Annotated in this window: 22 protein-coding genes; 10 read left to right on the top strand and 12 right to left on the bottom strand. The window is 71.5% G+C overall.

Annotated elements, in window-relative coordinates; translation table 11 throughout:
- Window positions 1–4: 4 nt before the first annotated feature.
- The 8 genes from Q7W82_RS20270 to def form a co-directional block, all read right to left on the bottom strand.
- Window positions 5–1,042 carry a CDP-glycerol glycerophosphotransferase family protein gene (locus Q7W82_RS20270; RefSeq protein WP_242160024.1) on the bottom strand — a complete coding sequence of 346 codons (1,038 nt, stop codon included), beginning with the start codon at window positions 1,040–1,042 and terminating at the stop codon, window positions 5–7.
- Window positions 1,042–1,875, bottom strand: a complete 834-nt coding sequence (locus Q7W82_RS20275) for a glycosyltransferase family 2 protein (RefSeq protein WP_242160023.1) — start codon at window positions 1,873–1,875, stop codon at window positions 1,042–1,044. Before Q7W82_RS20275 ends, Q7W82_RS20270 begins: the two co-directional genes overlap by 1 nt.
- An 82-nt stretch (window positions 1,876–1,957) precedes the next feature.
- Window positions 1,958–3,232 (bottom strand): O-antigen ligase, encoded by a 1,275-nt coding sequence (locus Q7W82_RS20280; RefSeq protein ID WP_242160022.1) that lies wholly within the window; start codon window positions 3,230–3,232, stop codon window positions 1,958–1,960.
- 53 nt (window positions 3,233–3,285) lie between these two features.
- Window positions 3,286–4,320: a glycosyltransferase gene (locus Q7W82_RS20285; protein WP_242160021.1), complete on the bottom strand. Its 1,035-nt coding sequence runs from the start codon at window positions 4,318–4,320 to the stop codon at window positions 3,286–3,288.
- A gap of 76 nt (window positions 4,321–4,396) precedes the next feature.
- A complete protein-coding gene (locus Q7W82_RS20290) occupies window positions 4,397–6,112 on the bottom strand; it encodes a glycosyltransferase family 39 protein (RefSeq protein WP_242160020.1) in 1,716 nt (571 codons plus the stop codon).
- A 25-nt stretch (window positions 6,113–6,137) separates the two neighbouring features.
- Window positions 6,138–7,457, bottom strand: a complete 1,320-nt coding sequence (gene rsmB, locus Q7W82_RS20295; RefSeq protein ID WP_242160019.1) for a 16S rRNA (cytosine(967)-C(5))-methyltransferase RsmB — start codon at window positions 7,455–7,457, stop codon at window positions 6,138–6,140.
- Window positions 7,458–7,628: 171 nt separating this feature from the next.
- Window positions 7,629–8,552, bottom strand: a complete 924-nt coding sequence (gene fmt / locus Q7W82_RS20300) for a methionyl-tRNA formyltransferase (protein WP_242160018.1) — start codon at window positions 8,550–8,552, stop codon at window positions 7,629–7,631.
- Between the two features lie 111 nt (window positions 8,553–8,663).
- Window positions 8,664–9,176, bottom strand: coding sequence for a peptide deformylase (gene def, locus Q7W82_RS20305; protein ID WP_010340689.1), 513 nt, complete (start codon window positions 9,174–9,176; stop codon window positions 8,664–8,666).
- Window positions 9,177–9,314: 138 nt separating this feature from the next.
- Here def and Q7W82_RS20310 point away from each other — a divergent pair, with 138 nt between their 5' ends.
- The 9 genes from Q7W82_RS20310 to Q7W82_RS20350 all read left to right on the top strand — a co-directional run bounded on the left by Q7W82_RS20310 (window position 9,315) and on the right by Q7W82_RS20350 (window position 19,375).
- Complete coding sequence (locus tag Q7W82_RS20310) at window positions 9,315–10,451, top strand: LysM peptidoglycan-binding domain-containing protein (RefSeq protein ID WP_242160017.1); 1,137 nt, start codon at window positions 9,315–9,317, stop codon at window positions 10,449–10,451.
- 81 nt (window positions 10,452–10,532) lie between these two features.
- Window positions 10,533–11,687, top strand: coding sequence for a DNA-processing protein DprA (gene dprA / locus Q7W82_RS20315; protein ID WP_242160016.1), 1,155 nt, complete (start codon window positions 10,533–10,535; stop codon window positions 11,685–11,687).
- 43 nt (window positions 11,688–11,730) lie between these two features.
- Window positions 11,731–12,204, top strand: a complete 474-nt coding sequence (locus Q7W82_RS20320) for a DUF494 family protein (RefSeq protein WP_010340686.1) — start codon at window positions 11,731–11,733, stop codon at window positions 12,202–12,204.
- A gap of 21 nt (window positions 12,205–12,225) precedes the next feature.
- Window positions 12,226–12,948: a pilin gene (locus Q7W82_RS20325; protein WP_242160015.1), complete on the top strand. Its 723-nt coding sequence runs from the start codon at window positions 12,226–12,228 to the stop codon at window positions 12,946–12,948.
- A 39-nt stretch (window positions 12,949–12,987) separates the two neighbouring features.
- On the top strand, window positions 12,988–13,935 hold the full coding sequence (locus tag Q7W82_RS20330) for an RDD family protein (protein ID WP_242160014.1): 948 nt from the start codon (window positions 12,988–12,990) through the stop codon (window positions 13,933–13,935).
- Window positions 13,936–14,172: 237 nt separating this feature from the next.
- Window positions 14,173–16,659, top strand: coding sequence for a DNA topoisomerase I (locus tag Q7W82_RS20335; RefSeq protein ID WP_242160013.1), 2,487 nt, complete (start codon window positions 14,173–14,175; stop codon window positions 16,657–16,659).
- 326 nt (window positions 16,660–16,985) lie between these two features.
- Window positions 16,986–17,546 (top strand): Sua5/YciO/YrdC/YwlC family protein, encoded by a 561-nt coding sequence (locus Q7W82_RS20340; protein WP_242081888.1) that lies wholly within the window; start codon window positions 16,986–16,988, stop codon window positions 17,544–17,546.
- Between the two features lie 423 nt (window positions 17,547–17,969).
- Window positions 17,970–18,725 carry a DUF4124 domain-containing protein gene (locus tag Q7W82_RS20345; RefSeq protein WP_242160012.1) on the top strand — a complete coding sequence of 252 codons (756 nt, stop codon included), beginning with the start codon at window positions 17,970–17,972 and terminating at the stop codon, window positions 18,723–18,725.
- Window positions 18,725–19,375 (top strand): DUF4124 domain-containing protein, encoded by a 651-nt coding sequence (locus Q7W82_RS20350; protein WP_242160011.1) that lies wholly within the window; start codon window positions 18,725–18,727, stop codon window positions 19,373–19,375. The genes Q7W82_RS20345 and Q7W82_RS20350 overlap by 1 nt, the downstream gene beginning before the upstream one ends.
- A gap of 389 nt (window positions 19,376–19,764) precedes the next feature.
- On the opposite strand, the gene Q7W82_RS20355 is transcribed toward Q7W82_RS20350, so the two are convergent.
- Window positions 19,765–20,538, bottom strand: a complete 774-nt coding sequence (locus Q7W82_RS20355) for an SDR family oxidoreductase (RefSeq protein ID WP_242160010.1) — start codon at window positions 20,536–20,538, stop codon at window positions 19,765–19,767.
- An 87-nt stretch (window positions 20,539–20,625) separates the two neighbouring features.
- Between Q7W82_RS20355 and Q7W82_RS20360 the strand changes: the two genes are divergently transcribed.
- Window positions 20,626–20,832, top strand: coding sequence for a hypothetical protein (locus tag Q7W82_RS20360; protein WP_311195503.1), 207 nt, complete (start codon window positions 20,626–20,628; stop codon window positions 20,830–20,832).
- A gap of 81 nt (window positions 20,833–20,913) precedes the next feature.
- Here the strand turns inward: Q7W82_RS20360 and sppA are convergent, their stop codons facing one another.
- The 3 genes from sppA to Q7W82_RS20375 form a co-directional block, all read right to left on the bottom strand.
- Window positions 20,914–22,812: a signal peptide peptidase SppA gene (sppA, locus tag Q7W82_RS20365; RefSeq protein WP_242160008.1), complete on the bottom strand. Its 1,899-nt coding sequence runs from the start codon at window positions 22,810–22,812 to the stop codon at window positions 20,914–20,916.
- Between the two features lie 76 nt (window positions 22,813–22,888).
- Window positions 22,889–24,259, bottom strand: a complete 1,371-nt coding sequence (locus Q7W82_RS20370; protein ID WP_242160007.1) for an MATE family efflux transporter — start codon at window positions 24,257–24,259, stop codon at window positions 22,889–22,891.
- Window positions 24,260–24,417: 158 nt separating this feature from the next.
- Window positions 24,418–25,872: a hypothetical protein gene (locus Q7W82_RS20375; protein ID WP_242160006.1), complete on the bottom strand. Its 1,455-nt coding sequence runs from the start codon at window positions 25,870–25,872 to the stop codon at window positions 24,418–24,420.
- Window positions 25,873–25,933: the final 61 nt, after the last annotated feature.

Here is a 25,933-nt window from a genome sequence, read left to right on the forward strand (position 1 = left end):
CGCGTCAGCGGCGCGCGCCGCGGCCCCAGTAGCCGATGCGGCGGCGGATCTTCAGCTTGCGCCACAGGTTCAGCGGTTTGCACCGCGGATTGCGCGCGCCCTCGGCGACGAACTCGTCGATCGCGCGCAGCACGCGCTCGCTGGACTGGCCGTCGCGGTAGGGATGCAGGCCATCGGCGAATTCGCGGATCGCCGCCATCAGTTCCGGCGGCCGCTGCAGCGCGCGGCGGATCGCCGGCTCGAACTGCGCCGGATCGTCGATATCGATCAGCTGCGGCCCCGGACGCCGGTTCTTGAACGTCACCACCGGCTTGTAGGTGAGCAGGAACTCGTTGAGCGCGGACGAGGTGTCCGAGCACATCATGTCCACCTGCGGGAACAGCTCCAGGATGTTGTCGTTGTCGGCGAAGTGCAGGTACTCGCTCTCCAGCGCGCGGTAGCGCGCGACCATCGCCGGATCCATCTTCGGATGGAAGGTGACGATCCAGCGCCATTCGCCGCTGCGCGAGAGCCGCGCCACCTCGTCGTAGAGGATGCCGGCCGCGCTCCACGACGGCGAGAACGTGGAGTGGTACAGGATCACCGGCGGCTGCCGCACCGGCGCCAGCTCCGCGCCGATCTCGCGCATGAACGGATCGATCTTGGGGAAGCCGGTCTCCTTGACCGCGAAGTGGCCGAGCTTGCGCGCCAGCGCACCGAACGCCGCGGTGTCGCGCGGACCGGTGGTGCAGTACAGGTCGAAGAAACCGCGCACGTAGATGTGCCGCGGCTTGCCGGCGTCGAAGCCGTGGAAGGTCTCGACCTTCACCCCGGGGAAGAAATGCGGCACCGCGTTGCTGGAGGTGATCACCGCGTACGGATTCCACGCCAGCACCTCTTCCACCGTCGCCAGGTGGCGCTCGTCGGCGGTCAGGTCCTCGGCGCCGGGGCCGTCGAAGAACCATGCCGCCTCGTCGCCGCGCGCGCGGATCGCCGCCTGCAGCGGGCGCAGGATTGCCAGCGCATAGCGCTCGGATCCGTACAGCAGATAGTGCTTGCTCATCAGTGCTCCAGATCGTGCCGTTGCAGTTGCGCCCGCGCCTGCTCCACCGAGGCGGGGTTGACCTGCATCTCGTAGTAGCGCATGCGCTTGTACAGCGCATAGCTGGCCGCGGTCTGCGCCACAACGAAGCCGCGCCAGCCGTCGAGGAACGCCAGCCGCAGCAGATAGTCCTTGAGGAAGGCGCCGGCGAACACGAACGGGCTCTGCCACATTCTCACCGGCTTGCGCTTGTCGCGCCAGCCGAGCGCCTTGAGTTCGGCGTAGCGCAGCACCTTGAGCTGCTTGTGCACCAGGGTCGGGTTGTGCAGATGATTGAACGGCGGCGCGAACGCGTCGCTGGGGCCGTCGAAGCGCAGCGATTCGTGCACCCGCGCATCGCTCCAGCGCGCGCGGCCGCGGTGGTACAGCCGCGCCAGGCGCTCGCCGACCATGGGTTTGTACCAGCGCATCGGCGCGCCCATGTACCAGGTGCTGCGGCGCAGCCATACCGCAGCCACGCGATCCTCGGCGATCAGCTGCGGCAGCCGCGCCAGGCACTCGGCGCGCAGCGCGTCGGACAGGAACTCGTCCGCGTCCAGCACCAGGATCCAGTCGTGCGCGGCCTGGGTGGAGGCGAAGTTGCGCTGCGGGCCGAAGCCCAGCCAGGCCTGCTCGACCACGCGCGCGCCGTGGGCGCGGGCGATCGCCACGGTGTCGTCGGTGCTGCCGCAGTCCACCACCAGCTTGTCGGCGGCGAACGGCACGCTGTCCAGGCAGCGCGCGATGTTGGCGGCCTCGTTGTAGGTCATCACCACCAGGCTCAGCGGCAGGGTGGCGGCGGCAGCGTCGGCCATGGCGCGCGGTATCCGGAAGTCAGGCGCGGTGCCGGCGGCCGGCGCCAGGCGCCGCGCCGCCCGGCGATGCGGGACCGGCAGTCTACCGGCTTCGCGCGGCGCCTTCAGCGCCCGGTGCCGGCTCCACCTCGCGCGCGGCCAGGCCGATCAACACGCCCACCAACGAGACATAGAAACCGGTGCTGACCTGGTGCGCGAACATCGACTGGGTCATGCCGCACAGGATGTAGGCGGCCACTACCATGATCCCGGCCGCCGCCGCGCCATGGAAATGCGGTTGCGGCCGGCGCCGGTACAGGCGCAGCAGCAGCCACAGCGGCACGCCGTACACCAGCAGGATCAACACGGTGCCGGGCAGGCCCTGGGTCGCACTCCACTCGGCCAGGTCGTTGTGCGCGTGGCCCAGGTGGCAGCGCTCGACGAAGCCCTTGCGGCAATCCGGCAGGCGCAGCATGGCGTTGTCGAAGCGACCCACGCCGACCCCGACCACGGGGTGTTCGACGAAGGTCGCCGCCGCCACCTGCAGGCGCTCGATGCGCGCGCCGGCCGACGAATCGCTGTCGCCGCGCTCGTAGCGCTGCACGTCGTGATGCAACTCGGCCAGGCGGGTCTGCTTGGTCAATGCCGGCACGCTCAGCACCAGCACCGCCGCCAGCGCGGTGCAAGCGCCCAGGATCATCAGCCGCGTCGCGCTGTCGCGCCAGCGCAGGCACAGGGCGCTGACCACCAGCAGCAGCAACACGCCCAGCCACACGCCGCGACTGCCGCTGAGCAGGATGACGATGCCGCCGGCCACCACCGCGGCCACGGCCCACGGCCACTGTCCGCGCGGCCGGCAGAACACCGCCAGCACCATCAGCATCAGCACCACATCGGCCAGGACGATGGCATTGGTCCAGCCTTCGGCGCGCGGCTGGCCCTGCAGCACCTGCACGCTGGCCAGCACCAGCGCGGCGAGGATGCCGAGCAGCGCGCCCCACCACAGCAGGCGCTGCGGCGGCCGCAGCGCATAGGTCCACAGTGCCGCCCACGGCAGCACCAGGAAGCGGGTCCGGTTGTCGATGTCCTTCAGCGGCTGGCCGAAGTACAGCACCGAACACAGCGACAACCCGATCACCAGCAGCGCCAGGATCCACAGCCAGCGCAGCGACGGTTGCATCGGCGCCACCGCCTGGCGCAACTGCGGCAGTGCCAGCAGGCTGGTCACCAGCAGCAGCAGGCCGAACGGCAGCAGGCCGCTGGGCATGCTGATCACCAGCGCCGGCAGGCACAGCAGCGCGAGCGCCGCACCGCGCTCGGCCAGGGCCTGGCGGGAGGACGCGGAAACGGCATGGCGTGGCGCGATGGGCTGGGACATCAAGGAGGGAAGGCCGTGGGGGTGGGTGGTCGGCGATGATCCGGGGCGCTTCCCTAACCCGGCCTGACCTGTTCGCGATCGGCGCCGCGGCTGGCCGGCACGGCGGGCGGCGGCGCGTCCCCGAGCAGGTCGGCCACGGCCGCACGCAGACGCTCGCCGAACTCGCGCCGGCGCGCCTCGAAGAAGCCGCGCGCGGCGGTGCCCAGCGCATCGCACTGCATCGGCGACAGCGCCAGCGCCTGCGCCATCGCCCGCTCGAGGCCAGCGGCCTCGATCCGGTAGCGCACGCCGAAGTTGTCCGGGCCCTCGCCGACCGGGTCGATCAGCACGCCGCGCTCGGGGCTCACCAGCTCGTTCATCGGCGCACCGTTGGTGGTGATCACCACCGCGCCGACGCTCAGCGCTTCCATGATGTAGTGGCCGAAGCCCTCCACCTCGGACGGGCACAGGTGGAAGCGGTGCGCGTTCTGCAGCCGCCGCAGTTCCTGCTGGTCCAGGTAGCCGGTCAGGTAGTCGATGTTCTCGGCCTCGATCGGGTGGGACTTCTTCGCGCTCTGCACCACGGTCAGCCGTGGCCACTCGGGGTGCCGTGCCCAGGTCTGCAGCAGCAACGCCGTGCCCTTGGCCGAACTGCGCCCGGCCACGTGCAGGCAGGCCCGCTCGCGCGGCACCTCAGGACGGTAGCAATCGTCGCTGCAAAAGCCGATGAAGGCGGTGGGCGCCATCGTGGAAAACCGCTGTTCGGCCTGGCGGGTCTTGCACAGCACCTGCGCGAAGCGCGGCAGGCAGCGCAGCCACTTGTGCCGGAACCACTCCGGGTTGGGGATCAGCGCATTGCGCAGGCCGCCGCAGAGGCAGCGCGGATACACCCGCTCCAGGAAGATCTGCAGGTCGGCGCGCCCGAACAGCAGGCTGCGCAGGAACAGGCGCAGTTCGCGCAGGCGGTTGGCCATGCGCACGGTGCCGAAGCCCAGCACCTCGACGCGGTAGCGGCCGGTCTCGCGCAGCAGGTCGGCGACCACCTGCAGGTCGCGGCTGAGGCCGCCGCCGTTGTCGCGGCTGATGACCCGGATCAGGCGCGGCGGCACGCGCGCCTCCCGGCCCGCGCGGCACGCGGGTCGCCAGCGGCACCCGCGGTACGCTGCCGCAACGCGCGGCTGCGGCTCATTCGAAGCGGTCCTTGTCCTGCTCGCGCAGGCGGTCGCGGTCGTCCTGGGTGACTACGCAGTGGCCGTGCACGGCGCTGGCCGGGACCAGCCACCAGTCGCGCCGGTTGGACACGCCGGCCAGGATGCTGGCGCTGCGGTCGACGCAGCCCAGCATCGCCGCCTCCTGCACCAGCAGCCAGCGCCGCTGCGGCGCCTGCGCCTGCCAGGCGATGCCGCGGCGCAGTTGCTCGTCCCAGGGCACCACGAAGCCGAAGGTCGTCGCCGGGCGGTCGGCCATCAGCAGGTTCTGTTCCTTCCAGGCGACCAGGCCGAGTTCGGCATCCGGGCCGATGCGGCGCCCCACCGACTCCATCACCCCGCGCGCGGAGCTGGACAGGTTGATCAGCGGGTACACCAGCAAGCCGGCCATCGCCCAGACCATGGTCAGGGTCGAGACCGTCGCCAGTTCCGGGCGGCGCCGTGCGAAGGCGGCCAGACTGGCCACGCCCCACAGGCCGATCGCCAGCAGGATCCAGGCCAGCACCTGCACCGTGGCCAGGTCGATGCCGCGGTCTTCCATCATCTTCGCGCGGAAGCCGTGCCCCAGCAGGATCGCCACACCCACGCCGCCCAGCGCCAGCGTCAGCAACGCGGTGAACGCCAGCAGCAGGCGCTTGACCCCGGGCTTGCGCAACAGCCCGGGGATCAGCGGCCCCATCGCCAGGCACAGCATCGGCAGCGCCGGCAGGATGTAGACATCGCGCTTGCCGGTCGGGATCGAGAAGAACAGCACCACCAGCGCCCACCAGGCCAGCGGCAGCAGGTAGCGCGCGTCGCGCCGGCGCAGGCGCCGCGCCCAGGCGGGGATCGCCCACGGCAGCGCCAGCAGCACCGGCAGCCACATGCTCGGCATCACCCCGAAGAAGTACAGCGGCCCGTGCGCGTGGTCCCAGGACTTGGCGTAGCGCCCGGCGGTCTGCCGGAACAGGATGTCGTTGAGGTAGGCGCGGTACTCGGGCGCGTTGCTCGACAGCGCGGTGACGACCATCGGCACCAGCCAGATCGACACCGCCGCCAGGAACGCCAGCGGCCCCAACCAGAAGCGCGGATCGCGCAGGCCGACCCGGACCCCGCGCCAGTGCGCCAGCGACGCCGCCGCGGCCGGCAGCAGCATCAGCAGCGCCAGCACGCCCACGCCCTTGGTGATGGTACCCAGGCCCGCGGCGAACCAGCCCAGTGCCCACAACCGCCAGTCCGGCCCGCGCAACAGGTGGCGCAGCAGCGCGTAGTTGGCCAGGGTGATGAAGAACACCACCAGCGGATCGATCTGTGCCTTCTTCGCCTGGTAGGTGAAGTGGAAGGCGAACAGCAGCGCGTAGGCCGCGTACATGCCGACGCGGCGCGTCCACAGGCGCCGGCCGAGATCGTAGACGCAGGCCAGCGTGCCCAGCCCGGCCAGCAGCGACGGCAGCAGGAACGCCACCCGCCAGTTGCCGAACAGCGTGTAGACGCTGGCCTGCAGCCACATCAGCATCGGCGGCTTGTCCGAGTACAGCTCGGTGCCGCGGTGCGGGAACAGCCAGTTGCCGCTCTCCACCATCTGCTTGGCGACCAGCGCGAAGCGCGGCTCGTCGGCCGGATGCGGATCGCGCAGGCCCAGGCCGGCGCCGAGCACCAGCACCGCCAGGACGGCCAACAACCAGAACTCTCGGGACGCGCGGGTCTTCAGCATGGGACGCGATGATACCGGGGCCGGTTCACGCCGTCTTGCGGAACCGTGCGTAGTAGAAGCCGTCGCAGTCCTGTTCGCCGGGAAAGCGCTGGCGCCCGCCGCCGGAGGCATGCCCGCAGGCCGCGCCCGGATCCTCCAGCGCCGCGCCGGGCTGCCGCGCCAGCAAGGCCTGCACCTGCCGCGCGTTCTCGTCCTGCAGCAATGAGCAGGTGGCGTAGACCAGCACCCCGCCCGGCCGCAGCACCTGCCAGGCGGCGTCGAGCAGGCGCGCCTGCACCGCCTGCAACGCGATCACGTCCTCGCGCCGGCGATGCAGCAGCACGTCCGGCTGGCGGCGCACGATGCCGGTGGCCGAACACGGCGCGTCGAGCAGCACCGCGTCGAACGGCTCGCCGCCCCACCAGTCCTGCGGCTGCGCCGCGTCGGCGACCTGCAATTGCGCCTGCGCACCGGCACCGGTGCGCGCAAAGGTCTCGCCGACCCGCGCCAGCCGCCGCGCATCCACGTCCAGTGCGGTCAGGCGCAGACTGGGATCGCGTTCAAGCAGATGCGCGGACTTGCCGCCCGGTGCCGCGCAGGCATCGAGCACACGCGCGCCCGGCGCCGGCGCCAGCACGTCGGCGACCTGCTGCGCCGCACCGTCCTGCACCGACACGCGCCCGTCGGCGAAGCCGGGCAAGCCCCCCACCGCCATCGGCGTCTCCAGGCGGATCGCATCGGCCAGCAGCGGCGACCCCTGCGCGGCGATGCCGGCCGCGGCCAGTTCCTGCAGGTAGGCGTCGCGGGTGCCGCGTTGGCGGTTGACCCGCAGCCACAGCGGCGCCGGCTGCTGGCTGGCGGCGAAGATCGTCTCGGCCTGTTGTGGCCAGTCGGCGCGCAGCGCATCGCGCAGCCACAGCGGCCAGCCCGCGTCGGCAGCCACCGCCGGCAGCCCGTCGCGCAGCGCGCGCCGCAACAATGCGTTGACCAACCCGGCCTGGCGCGGCCGATCCAGCGCGCGCGCCGCGTCGACCGTTGCCGACAGCGCCGCGTGCGGCGCCAGGCCCAGCGCATCGAGCTGGGCGAAGCCGGCCAGCAGCAGGCCGCGCAGTTCGGCGTCGCGCTGCGGCAACTGCTTCTGCAACCACATCCGCAGCGCCGCCTCGTAGGCCGGGCGGTGGCGCAGCACGGCGAAGCAGATCGCCTCCACCAGCGCGCGGTCGCGCGGATCCGGCAGTGTCGGCAGCGCGGTGGCCAGTTCGGCCTTGAGCGAGCGGCCGCGGTCGATCACCGCCGTCAGCACGCGGGCGGCGACCACCCGCGGGGCCACGCCCGGCGGCCACGCAGCGGCAGGCGTCGTGGTCATCGGCGCGCGCTCCAGGACGTCGCATGCCTCCGCGCGCATGCAGTGCTGTGGTGATGCATGTGCGCAGCGGCACCGCGCAAGGCCGTGGACGCCCGCCAACCTCTCAGCGAGGACGCGCGCACGGCCGCGCCTGCCAGGCCCAACGCGGGGTACACAGGCATGCCCGGCGCCTTACGCCATGACCGGCAGGTCGCGCCGCGCATTGAGGTAGTCGGCGGCGGTGATCGCCTTGCCGCCCTCGCGCTGCAGCACGCGCAGGCGCAACGCGCCCTGGCCGCAGGCGATGTCGATGCCCTGCTTGGACGCGGTCAGCACCGTGCCCGGCGGCTGCCCGTGGGCCAGATCCAGCGCGATCGCACCGCGCACCCGCACCCGCTCGCCGGCCAGCATCGCCTCGGCGACCGGCCACGGATCGAAGGCACGCACCTGCCGCGCCAGCTGCGCCGCCGGCTGCTGCCAGTCCAGCCGCGCCTGCGCCTTGTCCAGCTTTTGCGCATAGGTGACGCCGGCCTCTGGCTGCGGCTGCGCCACCGGACGCAGACCGGCACGCAGCAGGCCCAGGCCGTCGGCAAGCACCTGCGCGCCGAGCGCGGCCAGGCGGTCGTGCAACTGCCCGCCGGTCTCGTCGGCGCCGATCGGCGTGCGCTGCGACAGCAGCACCGGGCCGGTGTCCAGCCCCGCTTCCATCTGCATCAGGCACACCCCGGTCTCGCTGTCGCCGGCCTCGATCGCGCGCTGGATCGGCGCGGCGCCGCGCCAGCGCGGCAGCAGCGAGGCGTGCACGTTCCAGCAGCCATGGGTCGGGATCGCCAGCACCGCCTTGGGCAGGATCAGCCCGTAGGCCACCACCACGATCAGGTCCGGCTGCAGCGCGCGCAGCGCCTGCAGCGTCTCCGGCGAGCGCAGCGTCTGCGGCTGCAGCACCGGAATGCCGCGCGCCACCGCCTCCAGCTTGACCGGCGACGGGGTCAGCCCGCGGCCACGGCCGGCCGGGCGGTCCGGCTGGGTGTAAACCGCGACCACTTCATGGCGCTGCGCAGCCGCGCGCAACGACGGCACGGCGAAGTCCGGCGTACCGGCGAAGACGAGTTTCATTGGGCGGGGATTCGGGATTGGGGATTGGGGATTCGCAACGGCAGGATCGGCAACCGGAAGGGTGCGATTCGCTCTGGCGAATCCCCAATCCCGATTCCCGAATCCCGGCCGTCAAGCCACGTGCTTGCGCGCCTTGGCCAGCTTCTTGCGCACCATTTCGCGCTTGAGCGGGGACAGGTAGTCGACGAACAGCTTGCCGTCGAGGTGGTCCATCTCGTGCTGCACGCACACCGCCAGCAGGCCGTCGGTGCTCAGTTCCTGCGGCTGGCCCTGGCGGTCCAGGTAGCGCACGGTGATGGCATCGGCGCGGGTCACGTCGGCGTAGATGCCGGGGACCGAGAGGCAGCCCTCCTGGTACACCTGTTCGCCGTCGCGCTGCACGATCTGCGGGTTGATGAACACCTGCGGGGCGTTCTTCTCCTCGCTGACGTCGATGACCATGAAGCGCTTGTGCACGTCCACCTGGCTGGCCGCCAGGCCGATGCCGGGCGCGTCGTACATGGTCTCGAACATGTCGTCGAGCAGGCGCTGGAAGGCCGCGGAGGTGACCTCGGCGGCGTCGACCGGCACCGCCTTGGTGCGCAGGCGCGGATCGGGGAATTCGAGAATGGGGAGCAGGGCCATAGCGGTACCCAAGATGGGGGCGCCGGACGATTCGGCAAGACCTGCGGATTCTACCCGTTTCTGCGCCCGGCGCTTGCGCCCGCACCAGGGTTCTGCACTATAGTGCGCCAACCTGTTGGGGAATCAGGCTCCGCGCTCATGTTCAATCGACTCCGCACGGTCGTCGCCGTGGCGATGCTCACCGTGGCGACCTATGCTGCTTCCGCCAGCATGGCCGCCGAACACCCCGACACCTACGTGGTGCGCAAGGGCGACACCCTGTGGGACATCGCCGGGCGTTTCCTCGGCAAGCCCTGGCTGTGGCCGGAGATCTGGCAGGCCAATCCGCAGGTGCACAACCCGCACCTGATCTACCCCGGCGACGTGCTCAGCCTGGCCTACCTGGACCGGGTGGCGCATGCCGAGGTCAAGCCGGGTCCGCGCCAGGACGCGCCGATCGACGCGATCCCGCTGGCGCAGGTGGAGCCGTTCCTGAAGAACCTGCGCGTGGTCGACCGCATCGACAACCTGCCCTACGTGGTCGGCATCGAAGACAACCGGCTGCGCGCCACCGACGGGCAACTGGTCTACGCGGTCGGCCTCGGCCAGGCCCAGGCCGGGCAGCGCTACGCCGTGGTCCGTCCGACCGTGCGCTACCTGCTGCCCAAGCTCAGCGACGACCTCAACGCCGAAGGCCGCAGCATTCCCGGCAGCGGCAACCTGTGGCAGACCTTCGTGCCGCCGGACAAGCGCCGCGAAACCCTCGGCTACGAACTGGCCCAGGTCAACATCGGCACCGTCGCGCGGGTGTCCGCCGATGGCCGCCAGGCGACCGCCCTGCTGCTGCAGGACAACGCCCGCGAAGTGCGCGCCGGGGACCGCCTGATCCCGGTCGAGGCGCAGCCCTACGACCTGCAGTTCGTGCCGCATCCGCCGTCCGAGCAGGCGCTGGCCGCCGGCCTGCGGGTGCTGGCGGTGGCCGATGCGTTCAGCGCGGCCGGCCCGCGTGACGTGATCGCCATCTCCGGTGGCCGCCGCGAAGGCATCGACAACGGCACCGTGGTGTCGCTGTGGCGGCATGGCACCCGGGTCAACGATCGCGTGCGCCACCCCAACACCTCGCGCGCCGACGACGGCTTCACCGGCGGCAGCGGCACCACCGTGGCGCTGCCGGACGAGTACGCCGCGCACGCGATGGTGTTCCGCACCTTCGACAAGGTCAGCTACGCGCTGGTGATGGACGGCATCAAGCCGACCCGGATCGGCTACGACGTCAAGCATCCGGACGCACGCTGACCCGCCGCCGGGGCATCCCCCTACAGCGATTGCAGACGGCGCCCGAGGGCGCCGTCTGCGTTTGCGGCCTAGCCTGGGCGCATGTCCCCGCCTGTCACCGCTCCCATCGACGCCCCCGCCGACCCGGCCCTGCTGGTCCTGTCACTGGCCGGCGGCGCCAGCGCCCCGCGCCGGCAGCTGCTGGAGCAGCAGGGCAGCCCGACCGCGGCGCTGGCTGCCGGTCCCGCCGGCTGGCATGCCGCCGGCCTGGACGCGGCGCAGATCGCCGCGCTGCAGCGGCCCGACCGCGCCGCGCTGGACACCGCCGAACGCTGGCTGGCGCAGCCAGGCCGGCACCTGCTCGGCTGCCACGATGCCGACTACCCCGCCCTGCTGCGACGCACGCCCAACCCGCCCCTGGCGCTGTATGTGGACGGCGACCCGACGGCGCTGTGGCACCCGGCCGTGGCGGTGGTCGGCAGTCGCGCGCCCAGCGCCGGCGGCCGCGACAACGCCTACGGTTTCGCCCTGGCCCTGGCCGCCGCCGGCTTCGCGGTGACCAGCGGCATGGCCAGCGGCGTCGATGCCGCCGCGCACCGGGCCGCACTGTCGCGCGCGGACGGGCTGACCGTGGCGGTGGTCGGCACCGGCCCGGACCTGGCCTATCCGCGCCAGCACGCCGCCCTGCGCAGCCAGATCGCCGCACGCGGCGCGGTGGTCAGCGAGCATCCGCCCGGCACGCCGGCGCGGGCGGGCCACTTCCCGGCGCGCAACCGGATCATCGCCGGGCTGAGCCTGGCGACCCTGGTGATCGAGGCGGCCACCCGCTCCGGCGCGCTGATCACCGCGCGGCTGGCCGCCGAGGCCGGGCGCGAGGTGTTCGCCCTGCCCGGCTCGATCCACAACCCGCTGGCGCGCGGCTGCCATCGGCTGATCCGCGACGGCGCCGGGCTGGTGGAAAGCGCAGAGGAAGTGTTGGCCGGCGTCGCGCCGCTGGCCGCCGAACTCGCCGACGCCTTGCGCGGACGCCTGAACGCCCCCACACAGGGAACCAGCACCGCGCGCGGCGCCACGCCGGTCTTCCCCCATCCCGACTACCAGCGCTTGTGGCAGGCGCTGGGCCACGACCCCATCTGTATGGATTCAGTCATCGCACGCAGCGGATTGACGGCCGCAGCGGCGTCCTCCATGCTGCTGGCCATGGAACTGGATGGCTACGTGGCGGTCGAACGCGGTCGTTACACCCGCAAACCCTAGTTTCTTCACCTCCACAGCGTCTCGCGACGCAGGCCGAGGGGCAATGAAAGAGAGCATTCTGGATGTACTGCTGTACCTGTTCGAACACTATTTCAGCGAAGACGCGGACCCGGTCCGCGATCGCGACTCCCTCCAGAATGGCCTGATCCAGGCCGGCTTCAGCCCCACCGAGATCAGCAAGGCGTTCGACTGGCTCGACGCCCTGGCCGACCAGCGCCCGGCCGTGGCGCAGCCGCGCATCGATGGCCCGATCCGCATCTACCACGGTCCGGAACTGGACAAGCTCGACGTGGAATGCCGCGGCTTCCTGCTGTTCCTGGAACAGCACGGCATTCTCGACAGCGACCAGCGCGAGCTGGTGCTGGACCGGGCCATGGCCCTGGACCAGGACGAGCTGGACCTGGACGACCTGAAGTGGGTGGTGCTGATGGTGCTGTTCAACCAGCCCGGTGCCGAGGCGGCGTACGCGTGGATGGAAACGCAGATGTTCGTCGACGAGCCGGAGCCGGTCCACTGAGCCGCTGACGGTCGCGCACGGATGCACGAAGACACTTCCTCCCCCGCGCTCTGGTACTACGTCGATGCCGCACGCCAGCGGCACGGCCCGTTGCCGGCGTCGGCCCTGCTGGAACGCCTGCACGACGGCCGCCTGCAGCGCGAGACCCTGGTCTGGCGCGAGGGCCTGCCGGAGTGGCGGCCGCTGCACGCGCTCGCCGCCGAGCTGGGCCTGCCCGACGCGCCCACCCCGCCGCCGTTGCCGCCACCGCTGCATGCCACCGCCCCTGCGGGCCCCGCTGCCGCTGCCGCGCCACGCAGCGGCCTGTCCGGCTGCGCGATCACGGCCATCGTCGGCACCATCGTCGGCGTGCTGCTGCTGGCGTTCCTGGGCATCGCCGCCGCGATCGCCCTGCCCGCCTACCAGGACTATCTGGCACGTGCGAAGGTCGCGCAGGCGCTCGGCACGCTGGCGCCGCTGAAAGACCAGGTCGCCGCCTTCGCCGCGCAGGAGCACCGTTGCGCGGTCAACGGCGACACCGGCTTCGGTACCCCGCAAAGCTATGCCGGCGACACCATCGCGCAGGTGCGGGTCGGCCGCTTCGACAATGGCCACTGCGGCCTGGAGGCCACGCTGCGCGTGCCCAACCAAAAGCGTCTGGATGGCAAAGCGCTGTGGCTGGACTACGATGAGCGCACGTCCGCCTGGAACTGCAGTTCCGACCTGGACGATCGCGTCCTGCCGGTCCACTGCCGCGGCGGCTGACCGGCGCACCGTTTTCGACTGCAACTCCCGGGGAACAGAATGACTGAGTGGTACTACGCCGATGCGGCGCAGCAGCGCCATGGCCCGCTGGCGGCCGCCGACCTGCAACAGCGCTTCCAGCGCAGCGAGATCGGGCTGTCCACCCTGGTCTGGCGCGAGGGCCTGAGCGAATGGCGCACCCTGGCCGAGTTCGTCGACGAGCTCGGCCTGGCCCAATCGCCCCCCGCGGCTCCCGCGCTGGCACCGATGGAGGTCGGCGGCGAAGTGCCGCCCCCCGCTCCGACGCCGGCCGTGCCCGACGCCTGGGCCGCGCCCGCGCCCCCCGCAGTCGCATCGCCCTACGCGGCCCCCAGCGCCGTGCTCGACGGCGGTGCGCGGGTGGTCGGCGGCGGCGAGGTGGTGCAGGCCGGTTTCTGGAAGCGCGTGGCCGCCTACCTGATCGACGCGTTCCTGGTCGGCATGGTCGCCAACGTGATCCAGTTCGTGGTGCTGCTCGGTTTCATGGGGGTCAGTGGCGTCGGCAACCAGCCCAACTTCACCTCCGCCGCCGGCATCGTCATGCTGCTGATGGTGTACCTGGTGCCGCTGGCGATCTCGGCCCTGTACTACGGCCTGTTCCACGCCTCCACCAAGCAGGCCACGCTGGGCAAGATGGCGGTCGGCATCAAGGTGGTGCGCACCGACGGCAGCCGCATCACCGTGGCCCGCGGCGTGGGCCGCTACTTCGGCTTCATGCTGAGCAGCCTGACCCTGGGCATCGGCCTGCTGATGGCGGCCTTCACCGAGCGCAAGCAGGCCCTGCACGACATGCTCTGCGACACCCTGGTGGTGGACAAGTGGGCCTACACCGACCATCCGGAATGGCAGCAGCGCAAGCTGGGCACCGTCACCGTGGTGATCCTGTCGCTGTTCGGCCTGTTGATGGCCGGCGCGATGCTGGTGGTCGCCCTGGCGATCGGCATGGCCGCCAAGGGCGGCTGGCACTGAGTCCGGTAGGCTCCGGAGCCGTGTTGCCACCTGCGCGGCGGCCCGCCCGGCCGGCGCCGGCTTGACAGCGGGCGCCGGACATGCCCACTAATAAATAAGCGCCGTAGCTGAACGCCCGGGGGTTCCGTCCCGGGCGTCGGCTTCTCTGCGAGACCGCAACGCTTCACTAACCGGAGCAATTGCGCCACCCTACCGCCCCCAGGGCGTCCGCCCACGCCCATCGAAGCCCGACCCGCCATGTCCAAGCACCTGCTCATCGTCGAATCGCCCGCCAAGGCCAAGACGATCAACAAATACCTCGGCAAGGATTTCCATGTCCTGGCCTCGTATGGGCACGTGCGCGACCTGATCCCGAAGGAAGGCGCGGTGGATCCGGACGACGGCTTCGCGATGCGCTACGCGCTGATCGACAAGAACGAGAAGCACGTGGAGGCCATCGCCAAGGCGGCCAAGGCGGCCGAAGACATCTACCTGGCGACCGACCCGGACCGCGAGGGCGAGGCGATCAGCTGGCACATCGCCGAGATCCTGCAGGAGCGCGGGCTGCTCAAGGGCAAGCCGCTGCACCGGGTGGTGTTCACCGAAATCACCCCGCGCGCGATCAAGGAAGCGATGGCGCAGCCGCGGCAGATCGCCGGCGACCTGGTCGATGCGCAGCAGGCGCGCCGCGCGCTGGACTACCTGGTCGGCTTCAACCTGTCGCCGGTGCTGTGGCGCAAGGTGCAGCGCGGCCTGTCCGCCGGCCGCGTGCAGTCGCCGGCGCTGCGCATGATCGTCGAGCGCGAGGAGGAGATCGAAGCCTTCGTCGCCCGCGAGTACTGGTCCATCGCCGCCGACTGCGCGCATCCCTCGCAGCACTTCAACGCCAAGCTGATCAAGCTCGACGGGCAGAAGTTCGAGCAGTTCACCATCACCGACGGCGATACCGCCGAGGCCGCGCGCCTGCGCATCCAGCAGGCCGCGCAGGGCGCGCTGCACGTCACCGACGTCGCCAGCAAGGAGCGCAAGCGCCGCCCGGCGCCGCCGTTCACCACCTCCACCCTGCAGCAGGAAGCCTCGCGCAAGCTCGGCTTCACCACCCGCAAGACCATGCAGGTGGCGCAGAAGCTGTACGAAGGCGTGGCGATCGGCGACGAGGGCACGGTCGGCCTGATCTCGTACATGCGTACCGACTCGGTCAACCTGTCGCAGGACGCGCTGGCCGAGATCCGCGACGTGATCGCGCGCGACTACGGCATCGCCTCGCTGCCGGACCAGCCCAACACCTACCAAACCAAGTCCAAGAACGCCCAGGAAGCGCACGAAGCCGTGCGTCCGACCTCGGCGCTGCGCACCCCGGCCCAGGTCGCCCGCTTCCTCACCGACGACGAGCGCAAGCTGTACGAGCTGATCTGGAAGCGCGCGGTGGCCTGCCAGATGATCCCGGCCACGCTCAACACCGTCAGCGTGGACCTGTCGGCCGGCAGCGAGCACGTGTTCCGCGCCAGCGGCACCACCGTGGTGGTGCCCGGCTTCCTGGCCGTGTACGAGGAAGGCAAGGACAACAAGAGCGCCGAGGACGAGGACGAAGGCCGCAAGCTGCCGGCGATGAAGCCCGGCGACCGCGTGCCGCTGGAGCGCATCCTGGCCGAGCAGCACTTCACCCAGCCGCCGCCGCGCTACACCGAAGCGGCGCTGGTGAAGGCGCTGGAAGAGTACGGCATCGGCCGTCCCTCGACCTACGCCTCGATCATCCAGACCCTGCTGTTCCGCAAGTACGTGGAGATGGAAGGCCGCAGCTTCCGCCCGTCCGATGTCGGTCGTGCGGTGTCCAAGTTCCTGTCCAGCCATTTCACCCAGTACGTGGACTACGACTTCACCGCCAAGCTCGAGGACGAACTGGACGCGGTCTCGCGCGGCGAGGAGGACTGGATCCCGCTGATGTCGCGCTTCTGGGAACCGTTCAAGGAGCTGGTCGAGGACAAGAAGGAATCGGTCGACCGTGCCGAAGCCAGCGGTGCGCGCGAGCTCGGCACCGATCCCAAGACCGGCAAGCCGGTGAGCGTGCGCCTGGGCCGCTTCGGGCCGTATGCGGCGATCGGCAGCACCGCCGAGGATGCCGAGGACAAGCCCAAGTTCGCCTCGCTGCGTCCCGGCCAGAGCATGCACACCATCACCCTGGAGGAGGCGCTGGAGCTGTTCTTGATGCCACGCAGCCTCGGCCAGGACAAGGGCGAGGAAGTCAGCGTCGGCATCGGCCGCTTCGGCCCGTTCGCCAAGCGCGGCAGCGTCTACGCCTCGCTGAAGAAGGAAGACGATCCCTACACCATCGATCTGGCCCGTGCGGTGTTCCTGATCGAGGAGAAGGAAGAGATCGCGCGCAACCGCATCATCAAGGAATTCCCCGGCAGCGACATCCAGGTGCTCAATGGCCGCTTCGGCCCGTACATCAGCGACGGCAAGCTCAACGGCAAGATCCCCAAGGATCGCGAGCCGGCCACGCTGAGCCTGGACGAAGTGCAGAAGCTGCTGGAGGAAACCGGCAAGCCGGTGCGCAAGGGCTTCGGCGCCAAGAAGGCCGCGGCCAAGAAGGAAGCTGCGCCGAAGAAGAGCGCGGCGAAGAAGGCCGCGGCCGACGCCCCGGCCAAGCCGGCGGCGAAGAAGGCGGTCAAGAAGGCCGCGAAGAAGACCGCCAAGAAAGCGGTGAAGAAGGCGGCGAAGAAGACCGTGGCCAAGGGCGGCTGAGCCGCCCTTGTTGGGCTGCCGCAGTCGCGGCAGCGCTCACTGGGGTGCCGCGGCGGCGCAGCAGCGCCGGGCGCGCGCCAGTAACCCGCGAACCGCCGCCGCTCGCCGCATTGCACCTGCGCCATCGCCAGCCCGCGATCTTGCTGGCGCACATCGGGCGCGACAGCGCGCCCACGTCCGCCCCGCCGCTGCACAGCGGCGCGTGCCTGCCCTGGTTGCAGGACCGGCCGCGACGCATCGCCCGGCCCGACACGCCCTGCGCCGACCGGCCCTACCCGCACCGACCCTCATTGTCCTTAGACGAGGACGTGCCGCATGATGCGCGCATGACCGACCTGTCGCTGAGCCATGCCGTCGCCGTCCTGCGCCAGGGCGGTGTGATCGCCTATCCCACCGAAGCCGTGTGGGGCCTGGGCTGCGATCCGCACGACGAGACCGCCGTGACCCGCCTGCTGCGGATCAAGCAGCGGCCGGTGGACAAGGGCCTGATCGTGGTCGCCGCCGAACTGGATCCGTTGCGCCCGCTGCTCGACCTGTCGGCGCTGCCGGCGGACCGGCTGGCCGCGGTGCTGGCCAGTTGGCCGGGACCGCACACCTGGATCCTGCCCGCCTCCGCGCATGCGCCGCCCTGGGTGACCGGCGCGCACCAGGGCATCGCCGTGCGGATCAGCGCCCATCCCCTGGTCGCCGCCCTGTGCCGGGCCTGGGGCGGCGCCCTGGTGTCGACCAGCGCCAACCGCGGTGGCGAGCCGCCGGCGCGGCAGCGCAGCGAACTGGATCCACTGGTGCTGAACGACCTTGACGGCCTGCTCGACGGCGACACCGGCGGCCTGGCCCAGCCCACCCCGATCCGCGACGCCGCCAGCGGCGAGATCCTGCGCGCCTGAGGCCCTGGCTTCCACGGCACGCCGGACCTCCATTGCAGTGACGGCTGGCGGCAACGGCGATGGCCACGTGGGCGCTCGCGCGCCGCACCCTCACCCCAACCCCTCTCCCGGTGGGAGAGGGGCTCGCACGCTTCCCTTCTCCCCTCGGGACAACGGCCCCTTTTCGGGGAAGGTGCCCCGCAGCGGCGGATGAGGGGTGGGCGCAGCTCGCATCGCCGGAGCAACGCGCCCGCACTTCACGAGCACGCCCTGGCCGAGGCCGGCAACACCTCGCAACCGCTGCGAGATGCGGCAGGAAGCGCGCCGCTGACCCGTGGCCCGCCGATGGGCCACGAGACCCCGCTGCGCACCCGCGCCCATTGCGTCCTGAATCCCGGCATGCACGCCCTTTCCCTGGCCGGCCAAGGCGCGCAAGATGCGCGCATGCGCCGTCTTCTCCGCCCCTTGCTGCTGCTGAGCCTGTCGCCCTGGATCGGCGCCGGCTGGGCGCAACAGACGCAGACGGTCAGCAGTGACGGCGGCAACGGATCGGTGCGCATCTACCGCTGCATCGCTGCCTACGGCGCGGTCAGCCTGCAGAATGCGCCCTGCGAGAATGCGCGCCGGCAGCAGGTGCTGGACATGCAGCGCCCGCGCGATCCGCCGCCGCGCCCGACCACCACCATCAGCACCGATCCGGCGCGCGGCGAGGCCTCCCCGGCGCCGCTGCCGCAGCGCGAACTGCGCATCGTCACCGTGCAGCCGGCGCAGCCGATGTACGAGTGCGTGACCCCGGAAGGCACGCGTTACACCAGCGACGACAACGCCGGCAATCCGCGCTGGGTGCCGCTGTGGGCCTATGGCTATGCCGAGGGCCCGTACGCGCTGCCGTCCGGGCGCGGCCCCGATGGCCGTTCGCCCGGCCCGCCGGGACCGCCTCCGCCCGGCCGTCCACACCCGCCAGGGCCACCGCCGCCGGGAGTGGCCGCCGGCGCCGGCGTGATCGTGCCGGCCGGCAGCACGCTGATCCGCGACACCTGCACGGCGCTGCCCGAGCAGGAGGTCTGCGCGCGCCTGAGCGACCGCCGCTGGGAGTTGATTCGTCGCTACAACAGCGCCCTGCAGAGCGAGCGCCGTGCGCTGGAAACCGAACAGCGCGGCATCGATGCGCGCCTGGCGCGCGACTGCGGCGGCACCTGATGCGCCGTGCGCTCTGCCTGGCCGCGTTGCTGGCCTGCGCCGGCGCGGCGAGCGCCGAACCGGTGGTGTTCTATCGCTGCACCGATGCGCAGGACAACCTGACCATCCAGAACATGCCCTGCCCCAAGGGCATGCGCCAGCAGAAGAAGATCATGCAGGGCGTGAGCAGCGCCGCACTGCCGACCACGCTCGCAGCCAAGCCCGTTCCATCGTCGCCCCCTGCAAGCACCCCGACCGCCGCCACGCCTGCGGACGCGGCGGCCCCGGTCGACACCACGGCTGCTGCAGCTCCACCGCCACCGCCGAAGCTGCCGCCCCCGCCGCTGTACACCTGCACCACCCGCGAGCAGGCGTCCTACATCGGTGAGGTCGCCGAACCGCCGCCGCGTTGCGTGCCGCTGCACACGACGGACCTGGACGGTGGACCCAACCAGGCCGGCGGCAGCGCCTGCGAGGTGCTACGCGACCAGTGCCAGCCCCTGCCCGCCGAGCAGTTGTGCGATACCTGGAAGAACTACGTGGCCGAAGCCGAAACCCACTGGCGCTTCGCCGTTCCCGAGCATGCGGAGGCACTGCGCGCGGAGTTCGAACGCCGCCAGTACCTGCTCGAGGCCAGCAACTGCGGCGCACCGGAGCGGCCCGCGCCGTAACCCATCGCACTCGCACGGTGGCGCACCTGTTGTCGTAGGAGCGGCTTCAGCCGCGACCGGGCGTTCCCGCTAACGCCCGGTCGCGGCTGAAGCCGCTCCTACGGATTCCGCTGCACGCAGTTGCCTCGCTTGCATCACAGCCCGCGCGCTAAAACCCGTAGCGCAAAACCACCGTCCACCGCGATGCATTCGCCGGTGATGTAGCAGGCGCAACCACAGGAACCCGGCCGCAGCCGCCACTTCCTGGCGCTCGCCGCCGCCGGTCTAACACGGCGAGCGCGCGCCTTTGTGGGAGGGACTTCAGTCCCGACGACGTACCGCCCGGGACGCACCGCACTGCGCCTTCGGCTCGCCCTAAGCGAAAGCCGCCTCATGCAGCCGCAGAACCGTCAAAACCCGTAGCGCAAAAACCCCCCATCCACCGCGATGCATTCGCCGGTGATGTAGCTGGCCACCGGCAGGCACAGGAACCCGACCGCCGCCGCGACTTCCTCCGGTTCGCCGATGCGGCGCATCGGCGTGCGCTCGATCACCTGCTCGTAGTAGTCCGGATCCGACAGCGGGCCGGAGGTGCGGCGGGTGCGGATGTACCACGGCGCCACCGCATTGACCCGGATGCCATCCTCGGCCCATTCGGCGGCGAGGTTGCGGGTGAGCTGGTGCAGCGCCGCCTTGGTCATGCCGTAGGGCGCGCCGCTGCGCACGTGGGTCAGCCCGGACACGCTGCCGACGTTGACGATCGCCGAGGCCGCATGCTGCGCCAGCAGCGGATGCGCGTAGCGCGACAGCTCGAAGGCGGAGAACAGGTTGGTCTCGAAGATGCCGCGCCATTCGTCCTCGGTGTAGTCCACCGCGGCCTTGCTGACGTTGCCGCCGGCGTTGTTGATCAGCAGGTGCAGGCCGTCGGCATGGTCCTCGACCCAGTCCAGGATCTCGCGGCGGTCCTCGTCGTCGGCGACGTCGGCGGCCAGTGCCAGGATCTCGCGCTCGGGGAAGGCGTCGCGCAGTTCGTCGCGTGCGATCTCCAATGCATCGAGGTCGCGCGCCACCAGCAGCAGGTCGGCGCCGAACCCGAGCAGTTCGCGTGCGATCGCCAGGCCGATGCCGGCGCTGGCGCCGGTGATCAGCGCGGTCTGTCCGTCCAGCCGCCAACGGTGCTGCATGCGCGTGCCTGTCTGCTCACGTGAGAGGCGTAGGATGATACCTCCACCCTCGAGGAGGTCGCCGCCATGTCCGCACCACTGCGCAGGATGACGTTGGCATTGCCGTTGCTCGCACTGCTGGCCGCATGCAAGCCGGAACCGCCGCAACCGCCCGATGCGCCGCCACCGCCGAAGGCCAGCGCGTTGCGCACCGCCATCGCCCAGCCGCTGGATCGCGCCAGGCAGACCCAGGCCACGCTCGACCGCGCCGCGGCCACGCAGAACGCCGCGCTCGACGCCGCCACCGCGCAATGAAAAACGCCGGCCACGGGGCCGGCGTTGCAGGCACATGCGGCGCGCCCGCGCGGGCGCGCCGCCACCGGGCTCAGGGCCGGCTCACAGACCGCAGAAGCAGTAGGCCAGCGCCTTCACCGGTGCGCCCGGGCGGGTTTCGGCCGCGTCCTTGACGAAGCGCAACTGGGTGTCCAGCTCCGGCAGGCTGCGCGCCAGCAGGGCATGGCCCAGCGCCGAGTCGCTCAGCATCCACACGCCCAGGCGGCTGCCGGCGAACCCGCTGACGAACTGCGCAAACGGCGTGGCCGGCTTCTCGACGTAGCGCACCCGGTACTTGTCCGGGCCGCCCAGCTTGGCGCGCGCGGCGGCATCGGCCACCGCATCCTTGAAGCCGCCGAACGCGTCCACCAGCCCGCGCTCCTTGGCCTGCGCACCGCTCCACACGCGGCCACGCGCCACCTGGTCGATGGCCTCGACCGACTTGCCGCGCGCCTGCGCGACCTTGCCGGTGAAGTCGGCATAACCCTTGTTGATCACCGACTGGATCAGCTGGCCCACCGCCGGATCCATCGGCCGGGTCATGTCGAACGCGCCGGCGAAGCGGGTGGTGCCCACGCCGTCGGTATGCACGCCGATCTTGTCCAGGGTGCGGGTGATGTTGGGGATCATGCCGAAGATGCCGATCGAACCGGTGATGGTCGACGGGTCGGCATAGATGCGATCGGCGTTCATGCTGATCCAGTAGCCGCCGGACGCGGCCAGGTCGCCCATCGACACCACCACCGGCTTGCCGGCGGCCTTCAGCGCCACCACCTCGCGGCGGATCTGCTCGGAGGCGAACACTTCGCCGCCGGGCGAATCCACCCGCAGCACCACCGCCTTCACCGCGTCGTCGTCGCGCGCCTGGCGCAGCAGCGCCGCGGTCGACTCGCCGCCGATGCGGCCGGCCGGCTGTTCGCCGCCGCTGATCTCGCCCGCGGCGACCACCACCGCCACCTGCGGCCGCGAATCCACCGGCGAACGGCGCAGGTCCAGCTGCTGCAGGTAGCCGTCCAGGTCGACGTTGCGATAGCCGGTGTCGGCATCGTCGTCGGCCACGCCGCGCTTGGCCAGCAGTTGCTCGACGTCCTCGCGGGTCTTCAGGCCGTCCACCAGCTTCTGCTGCAGGGCGAACTTGGCCAGGTCGCCGCCGGCGGCGGCCACGCCCTCGGGCATGGTGTCGATGCCGGCGTTGATCTGCTCAGGCGCCAGCTTGCGCGCCTTGGCGATGTCGGCCACGTAGCGCTGCCACACGTCGTTCATCCAGAACAGGTCGGCTTCCTTGGACGCCGGCGAGGCCGCGTCGAGCACGTAGGGCTCGGCGGCGGACTTGTACTCGCCGACCTTGAACAGGTGCACGTCCACGCCGAGCTTGTCCTGCAGGCCCTCGCGGAAGTACTGGCGGTAGCGGCCCAGCCCTTCCAGGGTCATCGAGCCCATCGGGTCCAGGTAGACCTCGTTGGCCTGCGCGGCCAGCAGGTACTGCCACTGGTTCAGGTTGTCGCTGTAGGCAACGATCTGCTTGCCGGAGCTGCGCAGGTCCTGCAGCGCCTTCTCCACCTCGCGCATCGAGGCGAAGCCGCTGGGCTGCAGCTTGTCCAGGCGCAACGCCACGCGCTCGATCTTGGGATCGGTCTTGGCCGCCTCGATCGCGCGCACCAGGTCGCGCAACTGGATCTCCTGCGCGCCCTTGTCGTTCATCGCCTTGGCCAGCGCGCGGCTGACCGGGTCGGCACTGAACTGCTCGACCAGCTTGCCTTCCGGCGCGATCAGCAGCGTGGTGCGGTCGCGCAGCGCCTTGCCGCCGTCGCCGCGCGCCATGGCGAACACCATCGCCAGCAGGATCAGCAACAGGAAGCCGAAGAACACCAGGTTGAAGATCAACCGGCGGGTGAAGTTCATCACATCCCACAGGCCGACGAAGAAGTTGGCGACGGGGCTGCGACGCACGGGTTGGTTCATGGAAAACTCCGAAGGGAAGGCGTCTTGCGCCTGCGCAGCATACCGGCTGCGTCAGGCGCCGCACATGCGTCTGAAGTCAGGGGGCCGCCGGCGCGGCCAGCAGCCGCGCGCTGCTCCAGCGGAACCGCGCGCCCATCATCACCGCCGCCGCGGTCAGGCCCAGGATCAGGCCGATCCACATGCCCTGCGGCCCCCAGCCCAGCCACAGGCCGAGGCCGGCGCCCAGCGGCATGCCCAGGCCCCAGTAGGAGCACAGGGCCAGCAGCATCGGCACGCGGGTGTCCTTGAGGCCGCGCAGCGCGCCGGCCGACAGCACCTGCAGGCCGTCGGGGAACTGGAACGTGGCTGCGTACAGCAGCAGCGTGGAGGCCAGCGCGGCCACCGCCAGGTCGCTGGTGTAGATGCCGACGATGGCGTCGTGGCCGAACAGCAGCACCAATGCCGACAGCGCCTGGGTGCCGAGCACGATCGCGTAGCCGGCCCAGGCCGCACCGCGCACGCCCACCGCGTCGCCGGCGCCGGCGGCGCGGCCGACCCGCACCGTGGTCGCCTCGGCCACGCCCATCGGCACCATGAAACACAGCTGCGCCACGTTGATCGCGATCTGGTGCGCCGCCGCCGGCACCTCACCGAGCCGCGCGATCAGCAGCGCGGTGACGATGAACAGGCCGCCTTCCATCAGGATGGTCACGCCGATCGGCAACCCGGTCTTCAGCAGCCCGGCGATCGCGCGCAGGTCCGGCGCCTCGAACTGCGCGAACAGGCGCAGCGGCGCGAAGCGCTTGGACCGCGCCAGGTAGAGGGCGAAGCACAGCGCCTGCGCCCACATCGTGATCGCCGAGGCCATGCCCAGGCCGCCGGCGCCGTGCTCGCGCAGGCCCCACAGGCCGAAGGTCAGCGCGTAGCCGAGCGGGGCCAGCAACAACAAGCCGCCGAAGCCGAGCAGCATGGTCGGCAGAGTCCAGTGCATGCCTTCGCTGAGGTAGCGCATGCAGAAATACAGCACCAGCGCCGGCACGCCCCAACGGATCGCGTGCAGGAAGTCGCGCGCGCCGGGCACGATCTCCGGGGCGATGCCCAGTTGCGGCAGCGCCATCGGCATCACGCTCAGGAACGCGAACATCAGCAGGCCCAGGCCCAGCGACAGCCACAGCGCCTGGCGGAACAGCGGCCCGATCTGCGCCTGGCGCTTGGCGCCGTCGAGCTGCGACACCGAGGCGGTCAAGGCGATCAGGGTGCCGATCGGGATCATCATCGGCAGCCACAGCAGGGCCGTGCCGACCGTCACCGAGGCCAGCGTGCGGGTACCGTGGTGACCGGCGATCACGTTGTCGACGAAGCTGATCAGGCCGGTGGAGACGTGCCCCAGGACCAGCGGCAGGGCGAGCTGCGCGGTGGTGCGCAGTTCGCGGCCCCGGACCGTGGCCGGGGTGGAAGACGAAAACATTGCAAGACTCTGGCGATCTCGCCACTGCGGCCGCGCAGACAGCGCCGGACACCGGGTGGCGGAGGCCGCGCATTCTACCCGCTGCGACGGATGGCTGCTGGGAGCCACGCCCCGCGGCTGGGATCAGGCACCCACGAAAGCCAAGCGCAGCGCGCGCCTCAACGTGCGGCGCGCTGCTTCAGCCAGGCGCCGCGGCTGTCGGCGGCCTGGGCGAGCAGGTCGCGGCGCAGGGCCGCGCGGTCCTGCGGCGGGGTGCGTTGCGACAGCAGTGCCAGATGCTCGCGCTGATCCGCCGGCAGGCTGCGCAGCACGCCCAGCAGCGCCTGCCGCTGCGCCGCGGGTACGTAGCCGAGCAGCGGCTGCAGCGCCCAGAACTCGGCGCCCAGCTCCGGGCCGAGCAACCAGCCATGGCGCTCCAGCGCGTCCATCTCGGCGAACTGCGCATGCAAGCTGTGCTGCTGCTCGATCGGCAGGCCGGCAAAGGCCGTGGCGACCTGGCGCAGGCGCGCCTGCGCCGCCGCCGGCAGCGCGTCCCAGGCGGCCTGGCGCGCGCGCAATTGCGCCGGGGTCAGCGCCGGCGGCGTGCTGGCTGCCGCTGGCGCGACAGCCGGAGCCACGGCGGCGGCCGGCGGGTTTTCGGCGGCCTCGGCCAGGTCGGCGGCGCTGGGGGCGCTGCGCTCGATCCGCGGCGGCGGCGCACCGGCCGCGTACCACGCATAGAAATCCAGGTCGTAGATCGCCGGCTCGGGCAGCGGCGCCGGCGGGTCGGCCGGCAGCGGCGGCGCGCTGGCGGTATCCGACTCCGGCGGCAACACTTCCACCTGCACCGGGCCGGTATCGCCCAGCGCCAGGCTTGCGTCGGTGCCGCCCGCGCCGGTCGCCACGTGCGCGCGGCGCCACGGCAGCCGGTCCCAGAACACGGTACCGACCAGGGCCAGGACCACGACGGCGATCACCGCCCCGGCCAGGCGCGTGCGCAGGGCAGAGCGCGTGCCGCGACGGCGCGGACGCGCGGGGGCCGTGTCCGTTGCCGGGGCCGGGGTCGCCGCCGGCGGGGCCGTGCTGCCGGCGATCGCCGCATCGCGCAGCTGCGCCAGGGCCTGCAGCCGTGCCGGCGGCAGGTCGCGCAGGCACTGCTGTGCCGCATCGGCCAGCGCGCGCCAGCCCGCCGCATCCGGACGCCCGTCGGCATCGCGCGGGCAGGCCCGCGCCAGCGACTGCTGGTAGTCCTCGGTGGACAGCTGCAGCACCTGCGCGGCGAGCGGCTCGTCCAGCCCGGCCACGATACGCAGCAGCAATGCCAGGCGGTCGGCTGGCTGCAGGGTGCGCAGATGGGCTACCGGCGCCGGCCAGGCGCCCTCGGCGGCCTCGGCTTGGCGCAGGGTCGGCACCGCGCCGAGGAGCTTCCAGAACCGTAGCGGCCAGTCAGCCATCGGCAGGGCCGCGGCGTGGCTGCGGAACGCCCGCATCGCCGCCGCCAGGGCCGGCGTGCCGCGTTCGGGCCGGCCGCTCTGCAGGTCGGCTAGGACCGCGGCGCGGCGTTCGATCCCGCGCAGGAACGCGGCCAGGGCGGGCGGGGCGGCCACGCCGTCGGAAGGGGACGTGGCGGTCATCGGAACTCCATCATCGGCGCGATGATAGCGAGGCCGCCGCCGCACCGCGCGCTTGACAGCG

The organism is Xanthomonas indica, from assembly GCF_040529045.1.
GTDB classification, from domain to species: Bacteria; Pseudomonadota; Gammaproteobacteria; order Xanthomonadales; family Xanthomonadaceae; genus Xanthomonas_A; species Xanthomonas_A indica.